The following is a 16,918-nucleotide window of genomic DNA, read 5'->3' as shown; positions in this document are numbered from 1 at the left end:
CAGCTTCAACTCTCCAGTTTGGTTCAACGTTGGAACCAAGAGTCCTCAGCAAGTGTCGGCATGTTTCATCCTGTCAGTTGACGACACAATGGATTCAATCCTTAACTGGTATCGCGAAGAAGGAATGATCTTCAAGGGCGGTTCAGGTGCAGGTCTAAACCTTTCACGCATCCGCTCTTCAAAGGAGCTTCTAAAAAGCTCAGGCGGTTCAGCTTCTGGCCCGGTTTCATTCATGCGTGGTGCCGATGCATCTGCAGGAACCATCAAGTCAGGTGGCGCAACCCGCCGCGCAGCAAAGATGGTTGTGCTTGATGTTGACCACCCAGACATCGAAGAATTCATCGAGACCAAGGCTCGCGAAGAAGACAAGATTCGCGTTCTGCGCGACGCTGGCTACAACATGGAGCTTGGTGGCAAGGACATCAACTCTGTTCAGTACCAGAACGCCAACAACTCAGTTCGTGTAAACGCAGAGTTCATGCAGGCTGTTGAGCACGGCACTTCATTCGGTTTGCGTGCGCGCACCACCGGTGAAGTTATTGAAGAAGTTGACGCTCGCGAGCTATGGGGCAAGATTGCAGACGCTGCTTGGCAGTGTGCCGACCCAGGCATCCAGTATGACGACATCATCAACGACTGGCACACCAGCCCAGAGTCAGGTCGCATCACTGGTTCAAACCCTTGCTCTGAGTACATGCACCTTGACAACTCAAGCTGTAACTTGGCTTCGCTAAACCTTTTGAAGTTCTTGCTTCCTGACGGTTCATTTGACACCGAGACCTTCATCAAGGCAAACGAGTTGATCTTCACCGCGATGGATATCTCAATCTGTTTCGCAGACTTCCCAACCGAAGCGATTGGTGAGACCACCCGCGCATTCCGTCAGCTAGGCATTGGTTATGCAAACCTTGGCGCATTGCTAATGGCAATCGGTGTTCCTTATGACAGCGAAGAGGGCTTTGCTCTTGCAGCTGGCATCACCTCACTGATGACCGCTAGCGCATACCGTCGTTCAGCAGAGCTCGCCGGTGTTGTTGGTCAATACGCAGGTTATGCAAAGAACAAGGCCGGTCACGACCGCGTAATGGCAAAGCACGAAACTGCTGCGCACCAGGTTCGTGCAGTGTCTGATATTGACCGTCAGGTAAACGCAGCTGCTCAGCAGCAGTGGGCACTGAACACCGAAATTGGTTCACGCAACGGTTGGCGCAACTCGCAAGCATCATTGCTTGCACCTACCGGCACCATCGGTTTCATGATGGACTGTGACACCACCGGTATCGAGCCTGACTTCTCATTGGTTAAGTACAAGAAGTTGTCAACCGGTGGTTCGATGCAGATCGTGAACCAGACCATTCCGTTTGCTTTGCACCGTCTTGGTTACTCACAAGAGACCATCGAAGCGATCATCGATCACATCAGCACCCACGGTCACATCGTTGACGCACCTGGTCTAAAGACCGAGCACTACGCAATCTTCGACACAGCAGTGGGCATCCGCGCAATTGAGCCAATGGGTCACGTGCGCATGATGGCTGCAGTTCAGCCGTTCTTGTCTGGTGCAATTTCTAAGACAGTGAACATGCCAGAAACTGCAACTCGTGAAGAGATTGCCGACGTTTACTTCCAGGGTTGGAAGATGGGCCTGAAGGCCTTGGCTATCTACCGCGACAACTGCAAGGTTGGCCAGCCACTTTCAGATGCAAAGGCAAAGACTGAGACCAAGACCAAGACTGCAGAAGCTCCAGCTGCTGCTGTGCCAATGTCTCACCCAGTGCGCAAGCGTCTGCCAAAGTCACGCCCTTCATCAACCACTTCGTTCACCGTTGGTGGCGCTGAAGGTTACCTAACCGTTGGTTCATACCCAGATGGTGGCGTTGGCGAAGTGTTCATCAAGCTAGGCAAGCAGGGTTCAACTCTTGCCGGTGTTATGGATGCATTCTCAATCTCAGTTTCGATTGGCCTTCAGTACGGTGTTCCACTAGAGACATTCGTGCAGAAGTTCACCAACTCGACATTCGAGCCGTCTGGTCTAACCGATGACGCAGACATCCGCATGGCTAAGTCATTGATGGACTACATCTTCCGTCGTATTGCCCTTGACCACCTGCCTGCAGAAACCCGCAGCTACCTTGGCATCTACACCGCAGCTGAGCGTTCAGCAGCGTTGGATGCATCTGGTTCATACGGTTCAGTTGATGCAGTTGTTGCTGCACCGGCAACCGCAGTAGCGGCAGCCGATGTTGTTGAGGCAACATCAGCTCCAGTTGCACCGGTTGCACCAGTAGCAGCGGCTACAACTGTTCAGTCAGTTGAAATCACCAGCAAGAAAGAAGTTCACTCATCAGCAGAACTTTTTGAAATGCTGCAGGGCACCGAGTCAGACGCACCACTTTGCTTCAGCTGTGGAATCAAGATGCGCCCATCGGGTTCATGCCACGTGTGTGAAGGCTGTGGATCAACTAGCGGTTGCAGCTAAATCGCAAACGCAACACTAGCTCCGGAGGGGCCAGCTGCTTAGGCGCTGGCCCTTTTGGGCTTTAAAGGCTCCACTCGCAACCAGAAGGGTAACCTTGAACAATGCTTTATCGTTTGATTTTCAAATTATTTTTCACCCGCGTGGATGCGGAAGCGGCACACCACCTGGGTATGTTTGCCATTCGCCTCGCAGGCGCATTGGGAATCACTAAATTTGCAAAATTAAAGCCGAGTGGCAAAGGAGCGGTGCAAGCTTTCGGTTTGCACTTTGATGCTCCGTTTGGTTTGGCTGCTGGGTTCGATAAAAACGCCGTGGCAATTAGGGCTCTGGGTGAACTAGGTTTTTCTCACATTGAAGTGGGCACGGTCACTGCACTGCCGCAACCCGGCAACGAAAAGCCAAGACTCTTTCGTTTGATTCCAGATCGTGCACTGATTAACCGCATGGGGTTCAATAACGATGGTGCCCAGTTAGTTGCCAAGCGCCTCGAGACACTTCGCTCAAACCACCCAAATCGTTTGCCAGTAATTGGCGTAAACATCGGCAAGAGTCGTGCCGTCGCAGTTGAAGAAGCCGAGGCCGATTACCGTGCTAGCGCGAGACTTCTGGCACCGGTTGCCGATTACATCGCGGTGAACGTCTCGTCACCAAACACTCCGGGCTTGCGTTCACTGCAAGATGTAGATGCACTGCGCCCAATTTTGAATGCCGTGCTCGATGAGGCACTCGGCAAGCCTGTGCTGGTAAAAATCGCGCCAGACCTGGCCGACGAAGACATCTTGGCAGTTGCCGACTTGGCCCGCGAAATAAACCTCGCCGGCGTGATTGCAACCAACACCACAATCTCGCGCGAAGATCTAAAGACTTCAAAAGCTGCGGTTGAAGCCGCTGGTGCCGGCGGGCTTTCTGGCGCGCCGCTAAAGGCTAGGTCGCTTGAAGTGTTGCGAATTCTGCACGCCCGACTAAATGGCCGCGTTGCGATTATTTCGGTTGGTGGAGTTGAAACTGCGGATGAAGTTCGCGAACGATTGCTAAACGGCGCAACTTTGGTGCAGGGCTACACCGGGTTTATTTATCAAGGGCCGGGTTGGGCTAGAAAAATCAACCGAACCCTTAGCCGTTAGAGTTTGAAGCCGCGCTTAACCTGCGGCTTTGGCATGCGCATTGGGCGCATCTGAATCGAGCGCATTGCCGCGTACCACTTGACGCCTGCTTCAACTTTTTCTTCGCCATATTTTTCGGCTAGGCGCTTTGAAACCATGCGGCCAAGAATAAAAGCGTTGATTGCCACTGCAAACATAACGACCCACATTGAGACCAAAACGGCTAACTGAACAATTTTGTCGTTGAGTCCAGAAATCAAAATCACCAAGAACATAAATGGCAAAACAATTTCACCAATGGTGAAACGTGAATCGATGAAGTCGCGAACAAACTTCTTTTGGGCACCACGGTCGCGCATCGGCAGGTACTTTTCTTCACCAGATGCCATGCCAACTCGAGCCTTGCGACGTTCTTCTGCCGCCGCCGCCTTCGCAGCCTTTCGGGCCTCAGGAGTTCGCTCGCCAATCAGAGGACGCTTGTGTGCGGCTTCTTGTTGCTTGCGAGATGGAGTTGGGCGGCCTTTGCCGCTTGCCTTGCCTGAAGTTTCTTGCTCTGACATGTGGGTCCTTTACGTTTGACTTATAGATTACTCTCATGACCCAAACTGAATTCCAAGTCATCGCCGATCAAACTCCCAACGTCGAGCAACTTATTGCTCAAAGTTTTGACGGCACACTCGCCGAATTAATTGAGCTGGTAAAAATCGAAGGCATTGCTTGGGATGCTTTCGACGCCAACAACCTTGAATTAAGCGCTCAAGCCGTGGCCAGACTTTTTGAGGCCACCGGTGTCTTTGATTTTGTCGACGTTCGTCGCTCGGCAGTCAACGGAAAAGACGGCGCACCCGCAGTGTTGGCCAAACGCGCTGCCAAAAATGGCAAGCCAACCTTTTTGCTTTACGCCCACCACGATGTGCAACCACCCGGCGATGCCAATCAGTGGCAGACCCCGCCGTTCGAGCCGGTGCAAAAAGCTGGTCGACTATTCGGTCGCGGGGCTGCCGACGACAAAGCTGGCATCGTCGTGCACCTCGCGGCTATCCGTGCGTTGAAAACTTTGCTGAACGACGACTTTGACCTTGGCATCACCATGTTCATCGAGGGCGAAGAAGAAGCCGGTTCGCCCACCTTCCGCAATTTTCTCGAAGAGAACCGCGCCGATCTGGCCGCAGATGTGATCGTGGTGGCCGACTCAGGCAACCTCACCACCGAGACTCCGTCGCTAACCACCACCTTGCGTGGCCTAGTTTCATTGGTCGTCGAGGTGCAAACCCTTGACCACGCGCTGCACTCGGGCATGTATGGGGGAGCAGTGCCCGACGCGATGCTCGCGCTGGTGCAACTGCTGGCCAGCTTGCACGATGACCGCGGCAATGTGGCTGTGAAAGGCCTGATTTCGGGCCAGGCCGCCCCAATTGACTATTCAGAGGCCGATTTGCGCAAGGATTCGGGCCTTTTGGACGGGGTTGACCAAATTGGCGAGGGAGCGATCCTGGATCGCATCTGGACTAAGCCGGCTATCACCGTAATTGGCATTGACGGCCAATCCGTGGCCCTGTCTTCAAACACCCTGCTACCAACAGCGAAAGCCAAAATCAGCCTAAGAATCGCACCGGGTCAAGACCCATCCGAGGCATTGCACCTGCTGCAGCAGCATTTGGCGCAAAATGTGCCATTTGGAGCGAAAATCAGCTTTGGCGAGGTGGAATTGGGCAAGCCATTTGAGGCCGACCTTTCAAAATGGGCGAGTCAACTGGCCGGTCGGGCATTGGCCGCGGCTTGGAAGGCCGAATCGGTGAATATCGGCATCGGCGGCTCGATTCCCTTTATTGCCGACCTAACCGAGGTTTTCACCGAGGCCCAGATTCTGGTAACCGGAGTCGAGGACCCAGACAGCCGTGCGCATAGCCCAAACGAGTCGGTGCACCTTGAATCGCTCAAACGCGCCATGATTGCCGAGACTCTTTTGTTGCTCGGTGGGAATGTTAAAAGGCTGCCCTGAGTTATCATTGACAACACCAGCCCGTCTATAAAAAAGGCCTGAAAATGACTCAAACAATCGAATCTGGAATCTCACTTACCGAGCAAGCTCAGGTAAAGGTTCGCACCCTGATTGAAGCCGAAGGTCGCGATGACCTGCGCCTGCGCGTGGCTGTTGAGCCGGGCGGCTGCTCAGGATTGATCTACCAGTTGTTCTTCGACGAGACCTTGCAGGAGACCGACAAGGTTACCGAGTTCAACGGGGTTGAAGTGGTTGTCGACAAGATGAGCGTGCCTTACCTAGATGGCGCAACCATCGACTTCGAAGACACCATTCAGAAGCAGGGTTTCGTTATCGACAACCCAAACGCTGCTGGCTCATGTGCCTGTGGCGATTCATTCAACTAAAAATCTTTTTACAAATAGTCCCGTCGACCGAGTGGTCGGCGGGATTTTTTTGATTTAAAACAGCGCCAACCCCGCGTTTTATGGCATCTCAGGCGATTCACAGCGCATAGGATAGGAGCCGTAACGATTCGATATTTGAAGGGTCGATTGTGCATAAAATGCGTGTTTTAAAGTGGGCAGCCATTCCGGCGTTAGCTTCACTGATGCTGGTCCTAAGCGGATGTACCCCGCAGGAGTTCCAACGAGGTCTTGAGCCAGGTGTTCCTGGGGTAACCAACCACACCGATCGAATTGTTGGTCTTTGGACCACCTCTTGGATCGTTCTTTGGGGCGTTGGCATCATTGCCTGGGGTCTAATGATTTACGCAATCATTGTTTACCGCCGTCGCAAGGGCGACACACACACGCCGCCTCAACTTCGTTACAACAACCCAATCGAAACCATGTTCACCGTGGTTCCACTAATTCTTGTGGTGGGCTTCTTTGCTTTCACCGCGCGCGACATAGCAGAAATCGAAAAGCCGGTTGCTAGCGATTACACCATCCAAGTTATTGGAAAGCAGTGGAGCTGGGACTTCAACTACGTAAACAACAACGTTTATGACAGCGGAATTCAGTCACAGTTCGAAGGCCAAGAAGGCAGCGAAGCCACTTTGCCAGTGCTTTACTTGCCAGTTGGCAAGAGCGTAACCGTAGACCTGACCTCACGCGACGTAATTCACTCATTCTGGGTAATCGACTTCTTGTACAAGAAGGATATGTTCCCTGGTCGCGTGAACCACATGTACTTCACTCCACAGGTTGTTGGCACCTACAAGGGCAAGTGTGCCGAGCTTTGTGGAGAGTTCCACTCAATGATGTTGTTCAACGTCAAGGTCGTACCTCAGGCTGAATACGATGCCCACATGGCAGAGCTAGCAGCAGCCGGCAACCAGGGTCAGCTAGACAGCAACTATGACCGCAACCAGAACCTTCCTGGCGACAACCCAGAGATCAGAGGATAAGCAAATGGCTACCGCTGTTAAGAAAACCAAGGGCCAGATTCTGGTCGACTGGCTCACCACAACCGACCACAAAAAGATCGGTTACCTTTACCTCATTACCTCATTCCTTTACTTCCTAATTGGTGGAGTAATGGCATTGGTCATCCGCGCACAGCTGGCAGCACCTGGGTTGAACATTGTTGAAACCAAAGAGCAGTACAACCAGTTGTTCACCATGCACGGCACAATCATGTTGCTGATGTTCGCAACCCCGTTGTTCGCTGCGTTCGCAAACATCTTGATGCCAGTTCAAATTGGTGCCCCAGATGTGGCGTTCCCGCGTCTAAACGCAATTGCCTACTGGTTCTACTTCTTCGGTTCATTCGTTGCGGTAGCCGGTTTCTTCACTCCTCAGGGTGCAGCAAGCTTCGGTTGGTTCGCTTATGCGCCACTTTCTAACAGCACATTCTCGCCAGGGCTCGGTGGAGACCTGTGGGTCTTCGGTCTGGCACTCAGCGGTTTCGGAACCATCATGGGTGGTGTGAACTTCATCACCACAATCATCACTATGCGTGCGCCTGGTATGACTATGTTCCGCATGCCGATCTTCACTTGGAACACCTTGGTTACCTCAATCTTGGTAATCATGTGTTTCCCGCCACTTGCAGCAGCGCTGTTCGCACTTGGTGCAGACCGTCGTTTCGATGCTCACATCTTTGACCCAGCCAACGGTGGCCCAATGCTTTGGCAGCACCTGTTCTGGTTCTTCGGTCACCCAGAGGTTTACATTTTGGCCTTGCCATTCTTTGGCATCGTTTCAGAAATCTTCCCGGTGTTTAGCCGCAAGCCAATCTTTGGTTACAAGACTTTGATTTATGCAACCATCGCAATTGCTGCGCTTTCGATGACCGTGTGGGCTCACCACATGTACGTCACCGGTTCGGTTCTGTTGCCGTTCTTCGCGTTCACCACCATGTTGATTGCAGTGCCTACCGGTGTGAAGATCTTCAACTGGATTGGAACCATGTGGAAGGGCTCTGTAACTTTTGAGACCCCAATGCTTTACTCACTAGGTTTCTTGACCACATTCATCTTCGGCGGTCTAACCGGTGTGATCTTGGCTTCTCCAGTTCTCGACTTCCAGCTGTCAGACAGCTACTTTGTGGTTGCTCACTTCCACTACGTGGTGTTCGGAACCGTTGTGTTCGCAATGTTTGCCGGAATCTACTTCTGGTACCCAAAGATGACAGGCAAGATGCTAAACGAGCGTCTTGGCAAGATTCAGTTCTGGTTGTTGTTCCTTGGCTTCCACATGACCTTCCTAATTCAGCACTGGTTGGGTGTCATCGGCATGCCACGTCGTTACGCAACCTACCTGCCTGAAGATGGCTTTACTTGGATGAACGGCGTTTCTACCGCTGGTGCAGTATTGCTGGCGTTGTCGATGATTCCTTTCTTGTGGAACATCTACATCACAGCTCGCAAGGGCGAAAAGACCACCCTTGATGACCCATGGGGTTACGGTCGTTCACTCGAGTGGGCAACTGCAACACCGTTCCCTCGTCACAACTTCACCTCTATTCCACGCGTTCGTTCAGAGTCTCCGGCCTTTGATCTGCACCACCCAGACTTTGCCCACGAGGAGCTTCAGGTTGTTGCTCCTGCAAAGGCAAAAGTAAGCAAGAAGGGCTAGTCACATGAAGTTCAATGCTGCATTTTTTTGGTGGCTAAGTGTTTTCTACGGCGTTGACGCTGTGGGTTATGCCGTGTGGTTTGGTCTAACCAACAACTGGGAGACTGTTGAGCCAATTGGCACAGCAGCCATCTCGATGCTTTCTTTGATGTCGATTTTCCTCGGCTTCTTCATGCAGAACACCGCCAAGCACCAAGGTCAGCTGCCTGAAGACCGTTTCGATGCCAACATCGAAGATGGTGACTCAGAGATCGGTTTCTTCGCTCCATGGAGCTGGTGGCCATTCTTCTTGGGTCTATTCGGTGCCATGACTTTTGCATCGCTTGCTGTTGGCTGGTGGATGTTCTTCATTGCCCTTCCACTTGCATTGGTTGCGCTAATTGGTTTCGTATTCGAACACCACCGTGGCCAATACGCTCACTAAAAGATCTAAATAAAAAACCCACCAGCGATGGTGGGTTTTTCCTTACCCGCGGAATCGATTGACAAGTCTGAAACCGGGTATAAAGAAAGGGGCCGGCTTTCGCCGACCCCTTTGCAATTACAGCCTGTATTACACGCCGTAGTAAAGCTCGAACTCGTAAGGGTGAGGACGAAGAGCCAGAGGCTTGATTTCCTTCTCACGCTTGTAGTCGATCCAGTTCTCGATTAGGTCCTTGGTGAACACGTCGCCCTGCAATAGGTAGTCGTGGTCGGCCTCAAGAGCCTTTAGGCAGTCCTCTAGGTTGCCAGGAACCTGAGGAATAAGCTTTGCTTCCTCTGGTGGCAACTCGTATAGGTCCTTGTCAACCGGAGCGTGTGGCTCGATGCGGTTCTTGATTCCGTCAAGACCAGCCATAAGCATTGCTGCGAAGGCTAGGTATGGATTTGCAGAGGCATCTGGCGCACGGAACTCAATGCGCTTTGCCTTCGGGTTGGTTCCAGTCATTGGGATGCGGATAGCAGCCGAACGGTTACCAGCTGAGTAAACAAGGTTTACTGGAGCTTCGAAGCCTGGAACTAGACGGTGGTAGCTGTTTACGGTTGGGTTGGTGAATGCTAGAAGCGATGGAGCGTGCTTCAAGATTCCACCGATGTACCAACGAGCGATGTCTGAAAGACCGCCGTAGCCTGACTCGTCGTAGAACAAAGGCTTGCCTTCCTTCCACAATGACATGTGAACGTGCATGCCTGAACCGTTGTCGCCGAAAAGGGGCTTTGGCATGAAGGTTGCGGTCTTGCCCCAACGCTCTGCCACGTTCTTAACGATGTACTTGAACTTCAGGATGTCGTCTGCTGATGAAAGCAGGGTGTCGAACTTGTAGTTGATCTCGCCCTGGCCAGCAGTACCCACTTCGTGGTGGCTGCGCTCAACCTCTAGGCCAACAGCTAGCAACTCGGCAACGATGTCGTCGCGCATGTCAGCGTGCTTGTCGGTTGGTGAAACCGGGAAGTAGCCACCCTTGTAAGGGGTCTTGTTTGCTAGGTTTCCGCCCATTTCTTCGCGGCCTGAGTTCCAAGCAGCTTCGTCTGAGTCGATGAAGTGCATTGAGCCGTTCTGCTTGTATTCGTAGCGAACGTCATCGAAGATGAAGAATTCAGCTTCTGGAGCAAAGAATGCGGTGTCGGCAATGCCGGTGGTGGCTAGGTAAGCCTGAGCCTTCTTAGCGGTCTGACGTGGGTCACGACCGTAGATCTCGCCATTACGTGGGTTGTAAACGTCAAACACCATGCAAAGAGTCTTGCGAACGCGGAATGCGTCGATGTAAGCAGTGGTCACATCTGGAATCAACTGCATGTCTGATTCGTTGATCGATGCGAAACCGCGGATTGATGAGCCATCGAACAGCTGGCCGTCAACGAAGAACTGCTCGTCGATCTGCTGAGCTGGAAGGTTGAAGTGCTGCTGTACACCTGGTAGGTCGGTGAAACGTACGTCAAGGAATTCAACGTTGTTGTCCTTGATGTACTTCACTACCTCGGAGGCAGATTTGAACATAGGGGGGATCCCTTCAAATTTCGGAAATAAGGAGACTGGCGCGTCTTTAGGCCATCCAACAAAGTCTATCCAGCCTTGGTTGCCCTGGTGTTCACGCAATGTTTCGGCGATGTAAATCTTTCGCCTAGGCTGGCAAAATGACTTCTTCAAAACCCGCTTCCAACTGGGCTGGCAAACGCCTCGGATTGCCCGAATCGGGCCCCGGCAGCCTGGCCAAGATGGGCAAGCGCACACTGGCCATCTTGATTGATTGGGGTCTGTCGATGCTGGTATCCCAAGCATTTTTTGGTGGTGACCCAACCGCAACGCTGCTGATTTATGGGCTGCAGCAGTGGATTTTGGTGGCGACTCTTGGTGCCGGCATTGGCCATACCGTAATGCGCCTGCGGGTAGCAAGGCTTGACGGCAAGTGGGTTGGCCCATGGCGTTCGCTGCTGCGGATTGCCTTGATTTTGCTGGTTATTCCAGCCGTGGTTTGGGATAACGACAATCGTGGTTTGCACGACAAGGCTGCCGGCACGGTTCTGGTGTTGCGCTAGTTTTTGCCTAGCGGCGCTGCATGCGCACCTTGGTTGGGTCAATTCCCTTAGGAACTGGAATGTTGATGCCCAGTGCGGCAAGGCGCTTGGAGATCAGAGAAACCTCGCTGCGGTTCAATACCTTCTTGAGCTTGTAAAGAGTCCTGGTTAGTTCAAAAATGCGCACGCCACCCGGTTCAGTGTTGACCAGCAGAACCTCAATGTTCACGCCTGGCAAAACTCGGCCGATCTTCTTTTTTTCGTCTTCAAGCAGGGTAGTCAGCCCCTTGCGGGTGCCCTCACCAATCAACACAACGCCACCAGGGCCAATTGCGCGATAAACGGCTTCACGGGTGCGTGGGTTGAATGCCACCGGCATTTCGGCACCGCGCCAGTTGCGGCGCAGGCCAGAAGAAAGCACAGCGCCAACGGCACCGGCCTGACCCTCAATGCGGGTATAGGCGGCGCGCTCGGCGCGACGAGACATGACCACCATTGCCAACAAAACACCCAGCATGAGGCTGGTGATGAGGGTTATGACGAGGTTTAGAACGTTGCCCGGGGCGGTGATGAAACTTAGCGCCAGGCCAATAATTACTGGAATAACCAACGCAACCGCTGCGTAGACAACCGAGGTGCGGTCGCTCTTAGCTGTCAGCTTGTACATGCTCCAAAGTTGGCGAAACTGGCCAGGAGCTTTTTGGGTTTTTGGTTTTGCGTCGTTTTTTGCCATTGGAAGAGTTTATCGCTTGGAAAGAGCTCTAAACCTTAGTGAACCGCTTGGCCAAAGCCCTGCGCGGCGGCAGCATCGGCAAGGTGCTGAAGTTGACTCGGAATCTCCAACCCCTTCTTCTGCATAGACTGCGCCCAAAGACGACCGGCTCGGTATGAACTGCGAACCAACGGACCAGAAAGCACACCCAAGAAGCCAATCTCCTCGGCTTCTTCTTTCATCTCAACAAACTCTTGAGGCTTCACCCAGCGCGAAACCGGGTGGTGCTTCGGGGTTGGGCGAAGGTACTGGGTGATGGTGATGATATCGGTGCCGGCATCGTGCAAATCTTGCAGCGCCTGCGAAATTTCTTCGTGGGTTTCGCCCATGCCAAGAATCAAATTGCTCTTGGTGACCAAGCCATAGTCGCGAGCTTGGGTGATGACATCCAAAGAGCGGTCATACCGGAATGCTGGGCGAATCTCTTTGAAAATGCGAGGCACGGTTTCAACGTTGTGGGCAAAGACTTCGGGCTTGGCATCGAAGACCAGGCGCAGCAAATCTGGGTTGCCAGAAAAGTCAGGCACCAAGATTTCAACGCCGGTGCCAGTTGATTGCTGGTGAATCTGGCGGATAGTCTCGGCGTAAAGCCAGGCGCCTTCGTCAGGCAAATCATCACGGGCTACTCCGGTGACCGTTGCGTAGCGCAGGTTCATGCGCTTCACTGAGTCGCCCACGCGGCGCGGTTCATCGGCATCAAAGTCGTCTGGTTTACCGGTGTCAATTTGGCAGAAGTCACAGCGACGGGTGCACTGTGAGCCACCAATCAAGAATGTAGCTTCGCGGTCTTCCCAGCATTCAAAAATGTTTGGGCAGCCGGCCTCTTGGCAAACGGTGTGCAGGTTTTCACCCTTGACCAAAGTTTGTAGCGCCTGGTACTCAGGGCCCATCTTGGCGGTGGTTTTGATCCACTCAGGTTTCTTTTCGATTGGCACCGCGGTGTTTCGCGCCTCGATGCGAAGCAGTTTGCGCTCTGGTTTCTGTTCGGTCACAGTTGAACCTTGCCAATCTCTTTTAGGTGTTTCTGAATAACAACCGCGGCCATTTGCGGAGTGATTTCTTTGCCCAGCAGTTCGCTGAGTGTGCTGGTTTTAGCATCGCGAATGCCGCAGGCGATAATCGTGTCATACGGGTCTAGCGAGTTGTTGCAGTTGAGTGCAAAGCCATGCATCGTGGTGTGGTCGGCCACTCGAATTCCAATGGCGGCTACTTTCACGTGGGTGTCGCCAATTGGCGCCCAAACTCCGCTGCGGCCTTCAACGCGCTCAGTTTTTAGACCAAATTCGGCGATCGAATCGATTAGCACTTGTTCTAGCCAGCGCACGTAACCAACCACATCAATTGGCTGGGGAAGCTTCATGATTGGGTAGCCCACCAGCTGACCCGGGCCGTGCCAAGTGATTTTGCCGCCGCGGTCAACATCGATTACGGGGGTGCCGTCGGTTGGTCGCTCGCTGTCTTCGGTGCGCTTGCCAGCCGTGAAGACGCTCTCGTGCTCCAGCAGAATCACGGTGTCTGGGCGAGTGCCGGCAGCTACCTCGGCGTGAATGGTGCGCTGAAAATCCCAGGCGGCCTCGTAGCCGATGAAATTCGGCGCCAGGCCCTTGATTAGGAATTCAGGCATTGGTTAAGTCTAAACAATCGCTTTGCTAATGGTTCGAACTGAGTTATCAACACAAAGCTGGCCGACGTTATTTCCGGCAACTCAGATTGGTTGGATTAGCCAATGATGCAGAGTTGGCCGGTGCGCTATCGCCGCATGCAGGCCGCCGGGCTTGAGCCCAGCATCGCAAAATTCGGTGGCAGTCGCTACCGGGTAATAGCCGGTTTGCAAATGCGCGAGCGCAAAAAAATGCCGCTATATGCGTTTTTTGTACCGGCGGTTTTGGTGTTGCTAGCCCTGGCATTTTGGCCCAGCTCAAAAGCCGTTGAACCATCAAAGAGCTCGGTCAAATTCACCTCGGATGCCCTTGCGCCAGGTTGCAGCGCCGCGGCAATTGAAGCTCGACTTATGGCGAATCAAGCTTTGCCTGGTTCAATGAGTGTCAATGTGAATTCAACGCAACAACTGGGCGGCTTTCGAAATCGCTCGATAACAGTTGAATGTGAAAATCAGATTTTTGCATTCACGGCAACGGAATATCTGGCCGACAAAAAGTGGAACTTAAAGAAATTGACCCGGTTAGAAAACTAACCGGGTCAATCTTTTGAAACTTTATAGACCTAGAACTGAATCAAAGTTTGCATCTTCTAGGCGTGACTTGACGTCAACCAAGAAGCGACTTGCGTCAGCGCCGTCTACCAAGCGGTGGTCATAAGACAATGCTAGGTAAACCATGCTGCGAATCGCGATTGACTCTTGTCCATCAGCGTCGGTCACAACTACTGGGCGCTTGCTCACGATTCCGGTTCCAAGAATTGCAACCTGTGGCAAGAACACCACTGGGGTGTCAAATAGCGCACCACGTGAACCAGTGTTGGTCAAAGTGAATGTGCCACCACCAAGCTCGTCTGGCTTCAACTGGTTGGCGCGAGTGCGAGCTGCAAGATCTGCAATCTGCTGTGCAATCTGCGCAATGTTCAAAGTCGAAGCATCGCGAATAACCGGAGTTAGCAGACCCTTTTCGGTGTCAACTGCAAACGAGATGTTCTCGGTGCCGTGGTAAACAATGTTCTCGCCATCGATGGTTGCGTTTAGCTTTGGGTGCACGCGAAGTGCCTCGGCTGCAGCAAGTGCAAAGAACGGCATGAAGTTCAACTTGCCGCCGGTCTTGGCAACAAACTGCTGCTGAACGCGCTGACGAAGCTGGGCAATCTTGGTGACGTCAACTTCAACCACGGTGGTCAACTGTGCAGTTGAGACCATCGAAGCAACGGCACGCTCGGCAAGAACCTTGCGCAAACGTGACATTGGCTCGGTAGTGCCGCGAAGTGGTGATGCAGCGCCTGGAACAAATGGAGCAGCAGCTGGCTTGGCAGCGGCAGGTGCTGACGCAAAAGTTTGAGCTGGGGCAGAGTTTGCTGCCAAAACGTCATCCTTGCGAATGCGGCCACCAACACCGGTGCCAAGCACCTGAGTTAGGTCGATGCCAGCTTCTTGAGCAAGCTTGCGAACCAAAGGAGTGACATAACCTGCATCAACGGTGCCTGCTGGAGTTGAAGTCTGAACTGGTGCGGCAACCACTGGAGCAACCGGTGCGGCAACCACTGGCGCTGCAACTGGAGCCGGTGGAGCCACAGGGGCGGCAACTGGGGCAGGAGCCTCAACTACTGGTGCGGCAACCGGTGCAGCTGCTGGAGCAGCAGCGCCAGAACCTGAACCAACGATTGCAAGCACTGCGCCAACCTGAACGGTCTCGTCTTCTTGAACCAAAATTTGTTCGATAACACCGGCAATCGGTGAAGGAATCTCGGTGTCAACCTTGTCGGTTGAAACCTCAACTAGTGGCTCGTCGACGGCAACAGTGTCGCCAACTTTTTTTAGCCAACGGGTTACTGTGCCTTCGGTTACGCTTTCGCCTAGCGCTGGAAGAACTACTGATTCGCTCATTTGTATTTGCTCCTTGTGGGAATTATGCGTGTGCGTGAAGTGGCTTGCCGGCAAGTGCTAGGTGTGCTTCGCCGATAGCTTCGTTCATGGTTGGGTGTGCGTGAATAAGTGTTGCAACATCTTCTGGGTAGGCTTCCCAGTTAACGATTAGCTGTGCTTCACCAATCTGCTCGCCAACGCGAGAACCGATCATGTGAACACCAAGAACTGGGCCGTTGTTCTTGCGAACCAACTTGATGAAACCAGCAGTGCCAAGAATTTGGCTCTTGCCGTTGCCGCCAAGGTTGTATTCATAAGTTGAAACGTTGTCGGCGCCGTATTGCTCTTTGGCCTTTGCTTCGGTCAAACCAACCGATGCAATTTCAGGCTCGCAGTAAGTCACCTTAGGAATTCCGTTTTCGTCGATAACCGCAGGCTTTAGTCCAGCGATTTCTTCGGCAATGAAAATGCCCTGCTGGAATCCTCGGTGAGCCAACTGCAAACCAGGCACGATGTCGCCAGCTGCATAAACACCCGGGATGTTGGTTTGCAAACGGTCGTTGGTTAGAACGTAACCGCGATCCATGGTGATGCCTTGTTCTTCGTAGCCAAGACCAGCTGTGTTTGGGCCGCGACCAACAGCAACAAGCATCAATTCAGCTTCTAGGGTTTCGCCAGTTTCAAGACTGACCACAACACCGTTTTCATGTTGCTGCACGCCAGAGAAACGAACGCCTGTCTTAAAGTCAATGCCGCGCTTGCGGAACGCGCGCTCAAGAGCCTTGCTAACCGCTGGGTCTTCGTTTGGCACCAAGCTTGGTAGGCCTTCAACGATGGTTACCTCGGCGCCGAATGAACGCCAGATAGAAGCGAACTCAACACCGATAACACCGCCGCCAAGAACGATGACTTTGTTAGGCACAAAGTTAAGCTGCAGTGCGTGCTCAGAAGTAATTACGCGGCCACCGATTTCTAGGCCTGGTAGTGAGCGGCTGTATGAACCAGATGCAAGCACTAGGTTTTGGCCGTTGTAGTAGTCGCCGCCAACCTGGACGGTCTTTGGGCCAGCCAAACGGCCTTCGCCCTGAACCACGGTGATGTTCTTTGAACCAACTAGGCCGGTTAGGCCTTTGAATAGTCGGTCAACGATTGAATCGCGGTATTGGTTGACCGCTGGCATGTCGATTGAACCAAAGGTGGCGTTTACGCCATAGTGGCCAGCATCTTTAACGCTGTCTGCTACTTCTGCTGAGTGAAGCAGCGCCTTGGTTGGAATACATCCGCGGTGCAAGCAGGTGCCACCAAGTTTGTATTTTTCGATAAGAGCAACGCTCTTACCAAGCTGTGCTGAGCGAAGTGCTGCTGCATAGCCGCCACTTCCGCCTCCGAGAATTACAACGTCAAAGTTGTGGTCAGCCACTTATTTTTCTTTCGTTAGAGGTTCGCAATCACTTCAAACTTTACTACTCTCTGAA

The 16,918-nt window shown here is 52.9% G+C and carries 16 protein-coding genes; 9 read left to right on the top strand and 7 right to left on the bottom strand.

Going from position 1 to position 16,918, the window contains the following annotated elements; all coding sequences use genetic code 11:
* Window positions 1–2,479 (top strand): vitamin B12-dependent ribonucleotide reductase (locus Q0L28_RS02915; protein WP_296631353.1); only part of this gene is annotated, 2,479 nt, incomplete at its 5' end.
* Window positions 2,480–2,580: 101 nt separating this feature from the next.
* Window positions 2,581–3,603, top strand: a complete 1,023-nt coding sequence (locus Q0L28_RS02910; RefSeq protein ID WP_296631350.1) for a quinone-dependent dihydroorotate dehydrogenase — start codon at window positions 2,581–2,583, stop codon at window positions 3,601–3,603.
* On the opposite strand, the gene Q0L28_RS02905 is transcribed toward Q0L28_RS02910, so the two are convergent.
* Window positions 3,600–4,142, bottom strand: a complete 543-nt coding sequence (locus Q0L28_RS02905; RefSeq protein WP_296631348.1) for a DUF3043 domain-containing protein — start codon at window positions 4,140–4,142, stop codon at window positions 3,600–3,602. The genes Q0L28_RS02910 and Q0L28_RS02905 overlap by 4 nt on opposite strands.
* Window positions 4,143–4,177: 35 nt before the next feature.
* Here Q0L28_RS02905 and Q0L28_RS02900 point away from each other — a divergent pair, with 35 nt between their 5' ends.
* From Q0L28_RS02900 to Q0L28_RS02880, 5 genes are all read left to right on the top strand, one after another.
* Window positions 4,178–5,584 carry a dipeptidase gene (locus tag Q0L28_RS02900; protein ID WP_296631345.1) on the top strand — a complete coding sequence of 469 codons (1,407 nt, stop codon included), beginning with the start codon at window positions 4,178–4,180 and terminating at the stop codon, window positions 5,582–5,584.
* 44 nt (window positions 5,585–5,628) lie between these two features.
* A complete protein-coding gene (erpA, locus tag Q0L28_RS02895; protein ID WP_296631342.1) occupies window positions 5,629–5,970 on the top strand; it encodes an iron-sulfur cluster insertion protein ErpA in 342 nt (113 codons plus the stop codon).
* Between the two features lie 158 nt (window positions 5,971–6,128).
* The gene (gene coxB, locus Q0L28_RS02890; RefSeq protein ID WP_296631340.1) at window positions 6,129–6,974 is read left to right on the top strand and encodes a cytochrome c oxidase subunit II; all 846 of its coding nucleotides are present in this window, start codon (window positions 6,129–6,131) and stop codon (window positions 6,972–6,974) included.
* Between the two features lie 4 nt (window positions 6,975–6,978).
* Window positions 6,979–8,646 (top strand): cytochrome c oxidase subunit I, encoded by a 1,668-nt coding sequence (ctaD, locus tag Q0L28_RS02885; RefSeq protein WP_296631338.1) that lies wholly within the window; start codon window positions 6,979–6,981, stop codon window positions 8,644–8,646.
* A gap of 4 nt (window positions 8,647–8,650) precedes the next feature.
* Entirely contained in the window at window positions 8,651–9,070 is a 420-nt protein-coding gene (locus Q0L28_RS02880; RefSeq protein ID WP_296631335.1) for a cytochrome c oxidase subunit 4, read from the top strand.
* 129 nt (window positions 9,071–9,199) lie between these two features.
* Here Q0L28_RS02880 and glnA read toward each other — a convergent pair whose 3' ends face one another.
* The gene (gene glnA, locus Q0L28_RS02875; protein WP_296631332.1) at window positions 9,200–10,624 is read right to left on the bottom strand and encodes a type I glutamate--ammonia ligase; all 1,425 of its coding nucleotides are present in this window, start codon (window positions 10,622–10,624) and stop codon (window positions 9,200–9,202) included.
* 137 nt (window positions 10,625–10,761) lie between these two features.
* Between glnA and Q0L28_RS02870 the strand changes: the two genes are divergently transcribed.
* Window positions 10,762–11,163 (top strand): RDD family protein, encoded by a 402-nt coding sequence (locus tag Q0L28_RS02870; protein ID WP_296631330.1) that lies wholly within the window; start codon window positions 10,762–10,764, stop codon window positions 11,161–11,163.
* Window positions 11,164–11,170: 7 nt separating this feature from the next.
* Here Q0L28_RS02870 and Q0L28_RS02865 read toward each other — a convergent pair whose 3' ends face one another.
* Genes Q0L28_RS02865 through lipB form a run of 3 tightly spaced genes read right to left on the bottom strand, consistent with a single transcriptional unit; the run spans window position 11,171 to window position 13,538 of the window.
* A complete protein-coding gene (locus Q0L28_RS02865) occupies window positions 11,171–11,875 on the bottom strand; it encodes a DUF4191 domain-containing protein (RefSeq protein ID WP_296631328.1) in 705 nt (234 codons plus the stop codon).
* Window positions 11,876–11,910: 35 nt separating this feature from the next.
* Window positions 11,911–12,906 (bottom strand): lipoyl synthase, encoded by a 996-nt coding sequence (gene lipA / locus Q0L28_RS02860; protein WP_296631325.1) that lies wholly within the window; start codon window positions 12,904–12,906, stop codon window positions 11,911–11,913.
* Window positions 12,903–13,538, bottom strand: a complete 636-nt coding sequence (gene lipB / locus Q0L28_RS02855) for a lipoyl(octanoyl) transferase LipB (protein ID WP_296631322.1) — start codon at window positions 13,536–13,538, stop codon at window positions 12,903–12,905. The genes lipA and lipB overlap by 4 nt, the downstream gene beginning before the upstream one ends.
* 102 nt (window positions 13,539–13,640) lie before the next feature.
* Here lipB and Q0L28_RS02850 point away from each other — a divergent pair, with 102 nt between their 5' ends.
* Window positions 13,641–14,108 carry a hypothetical protein gene (locus tag Q0L28_RS02850; protein ID WP_296631321.1) on the top strand — a complete coding sequence of 156 codons (468 nt, stop codon included), beginning with the start codon at window positions 13,641–13,643 and terminating at the stop codon, window positions 14,106–14,108.
* A gap of 21 nt (window positions 14,109–14,129) precedes the next feature.
* On the opposite strand, the gene sucB is transcribed toward Q0L28_RS02850, so the two are convergent.
* Both sucB and lpdA read right to left on the bottom strand, forming a co-directional pair.
* A complete protein-coding gene (gene sucB, locus Q0L28_RS02845; RefSeq protein ID WP_296631318.1) occupies window positions 14,130–15,464 on the bottom strand; it encodes a 2-oxoglutarate dehydrogenase, E2 component, dihydrolipoamide succinyltransferase in 1,335 nt (444 codons plus the stop codon).
* 22 nt (window positions 15,465–15,486) lie between these two features.
* Window positions 15,487–16,863: a dihydrolipoyl dehydrogenase gene (lpdA, locus tag Q0L28_RS02840; protein WP_296631315.1), complete on the bottom strand. Its 1,377-nt coding sequence runs from the start codon at window positions 16,861–16,863 to the stop codon at window positions 15,487–15,489.
* Between the last annotated feature and the right edge of the window lie 55 nt (window positions 16,864–16,918).

Origin of the sequence: Rhodoluna sp. (genome assembly GCF_024639375.1) — a bacterium.
In the GTDB taxonomy this organism is placed as follows: Bacteria; Actinomycetota; Actinomycetes; order Actinomycetales; family Microbacteriaceae; genus Rhodoluna.
Note: the sequence above shows the minus strand (reverse complement) of the source record. Positions and strands in the feature narration are given on the sequence as shown.

Excerpts from the sequence above, each read along its gene's own strand:
- ctaD (WP_296631338.1), top strand. The coding sequence starts at position 6,979 with ATGGCTACCGCTGTTAAGAAAACCAAGGGCCAGATTCTGGTCGACTGG.
- erpA (WP_296631342.1), top strand. The coding sequence starts at position 5,629 with ATGACTCAAACAATCGAATCTGGAATCTCACTTACCGAGCAAGCTCAG.
- Q0L28_RS02905 (WP_296631348.1), bottom strand. The coding sequence starts at position 4,142 with ATGTCAGAGCAAGAAACTTCAGGCAAGGCAAGCGGCAAAGGCCGCCCA.
- Q0L28_RS02870 (WP_296631330.1), top strand. The coding sequence starts at position 10,762 with ATGACTTCTTCAAAACCCGCTTCCAACTGGGCTGGCAAACGCCTCGGA.
- lipB (WP_296631322.1), bottom strand. The coding sequence starts at position 13,538 with ATGCCTGAATTCCTAATCAAGGGCCTGGCGCCGAATTTCATCGGCTAC.
- Q0L28_RS02850 (WP_296631321.1), top strand. The coding sequence starts at position 13,641 with ATGATGCAGAGTTGGCCGGTGCGCTATCGCCGCATGCAGGCCGCCGGG.
- Q0L28_RS02865 (WP_296631328.1), bottom strand. The coding sequence starts at position 11,875 with ATGGCAAAAAACGACGCAAAACCAAAAACCCAAAAAGCTCCTGGCCAG.
- Q0L28_RS02910 (WP_296631350.1), top strand. The coding sequence starts at position 2,581 with ATGCTTTATCGTTTGATTTTCAAATTATTTTTCACCCGCGTGGATGCG.
- glnA (WP_296631332.1), bottom strand. The coding sequence starts at position 10,624 with ATGTTCAAATCTGCCTCCGAGGTAGTGAAGTACATCAAGGACAACAAC.
- Q0L28_RS02900 (WP_296631345.1), top strand. The coding sequence starts at position 4,178 with ATGACCCAAACTGAATTCCAAGTCATCGCCGATCAAACTCCCAACGTC.
- Q0L28_RS02880 (WP_296631335.1), top strand. The coding sequence starts at position 8,651 with ATGAAGTTCAATGCTGCATTTTTTTGGTGGCTAAGTGTTTTCTACGGC.
- coxB (WP_296631340.1), top strand. The coding sequence starts at position 6,129 with ATGCGTGTTTTAAAGTGGGCAGCCATTCCGGCGTTAGCTTCACTGATG.
- sucB (WP_296631318.1), bottom strand. The coding sequence starts at position 15,464 with ATGAGCGAATCAGTAGTTCTTCCAGCGCTAGGCGAAAGCGTAACCGAA.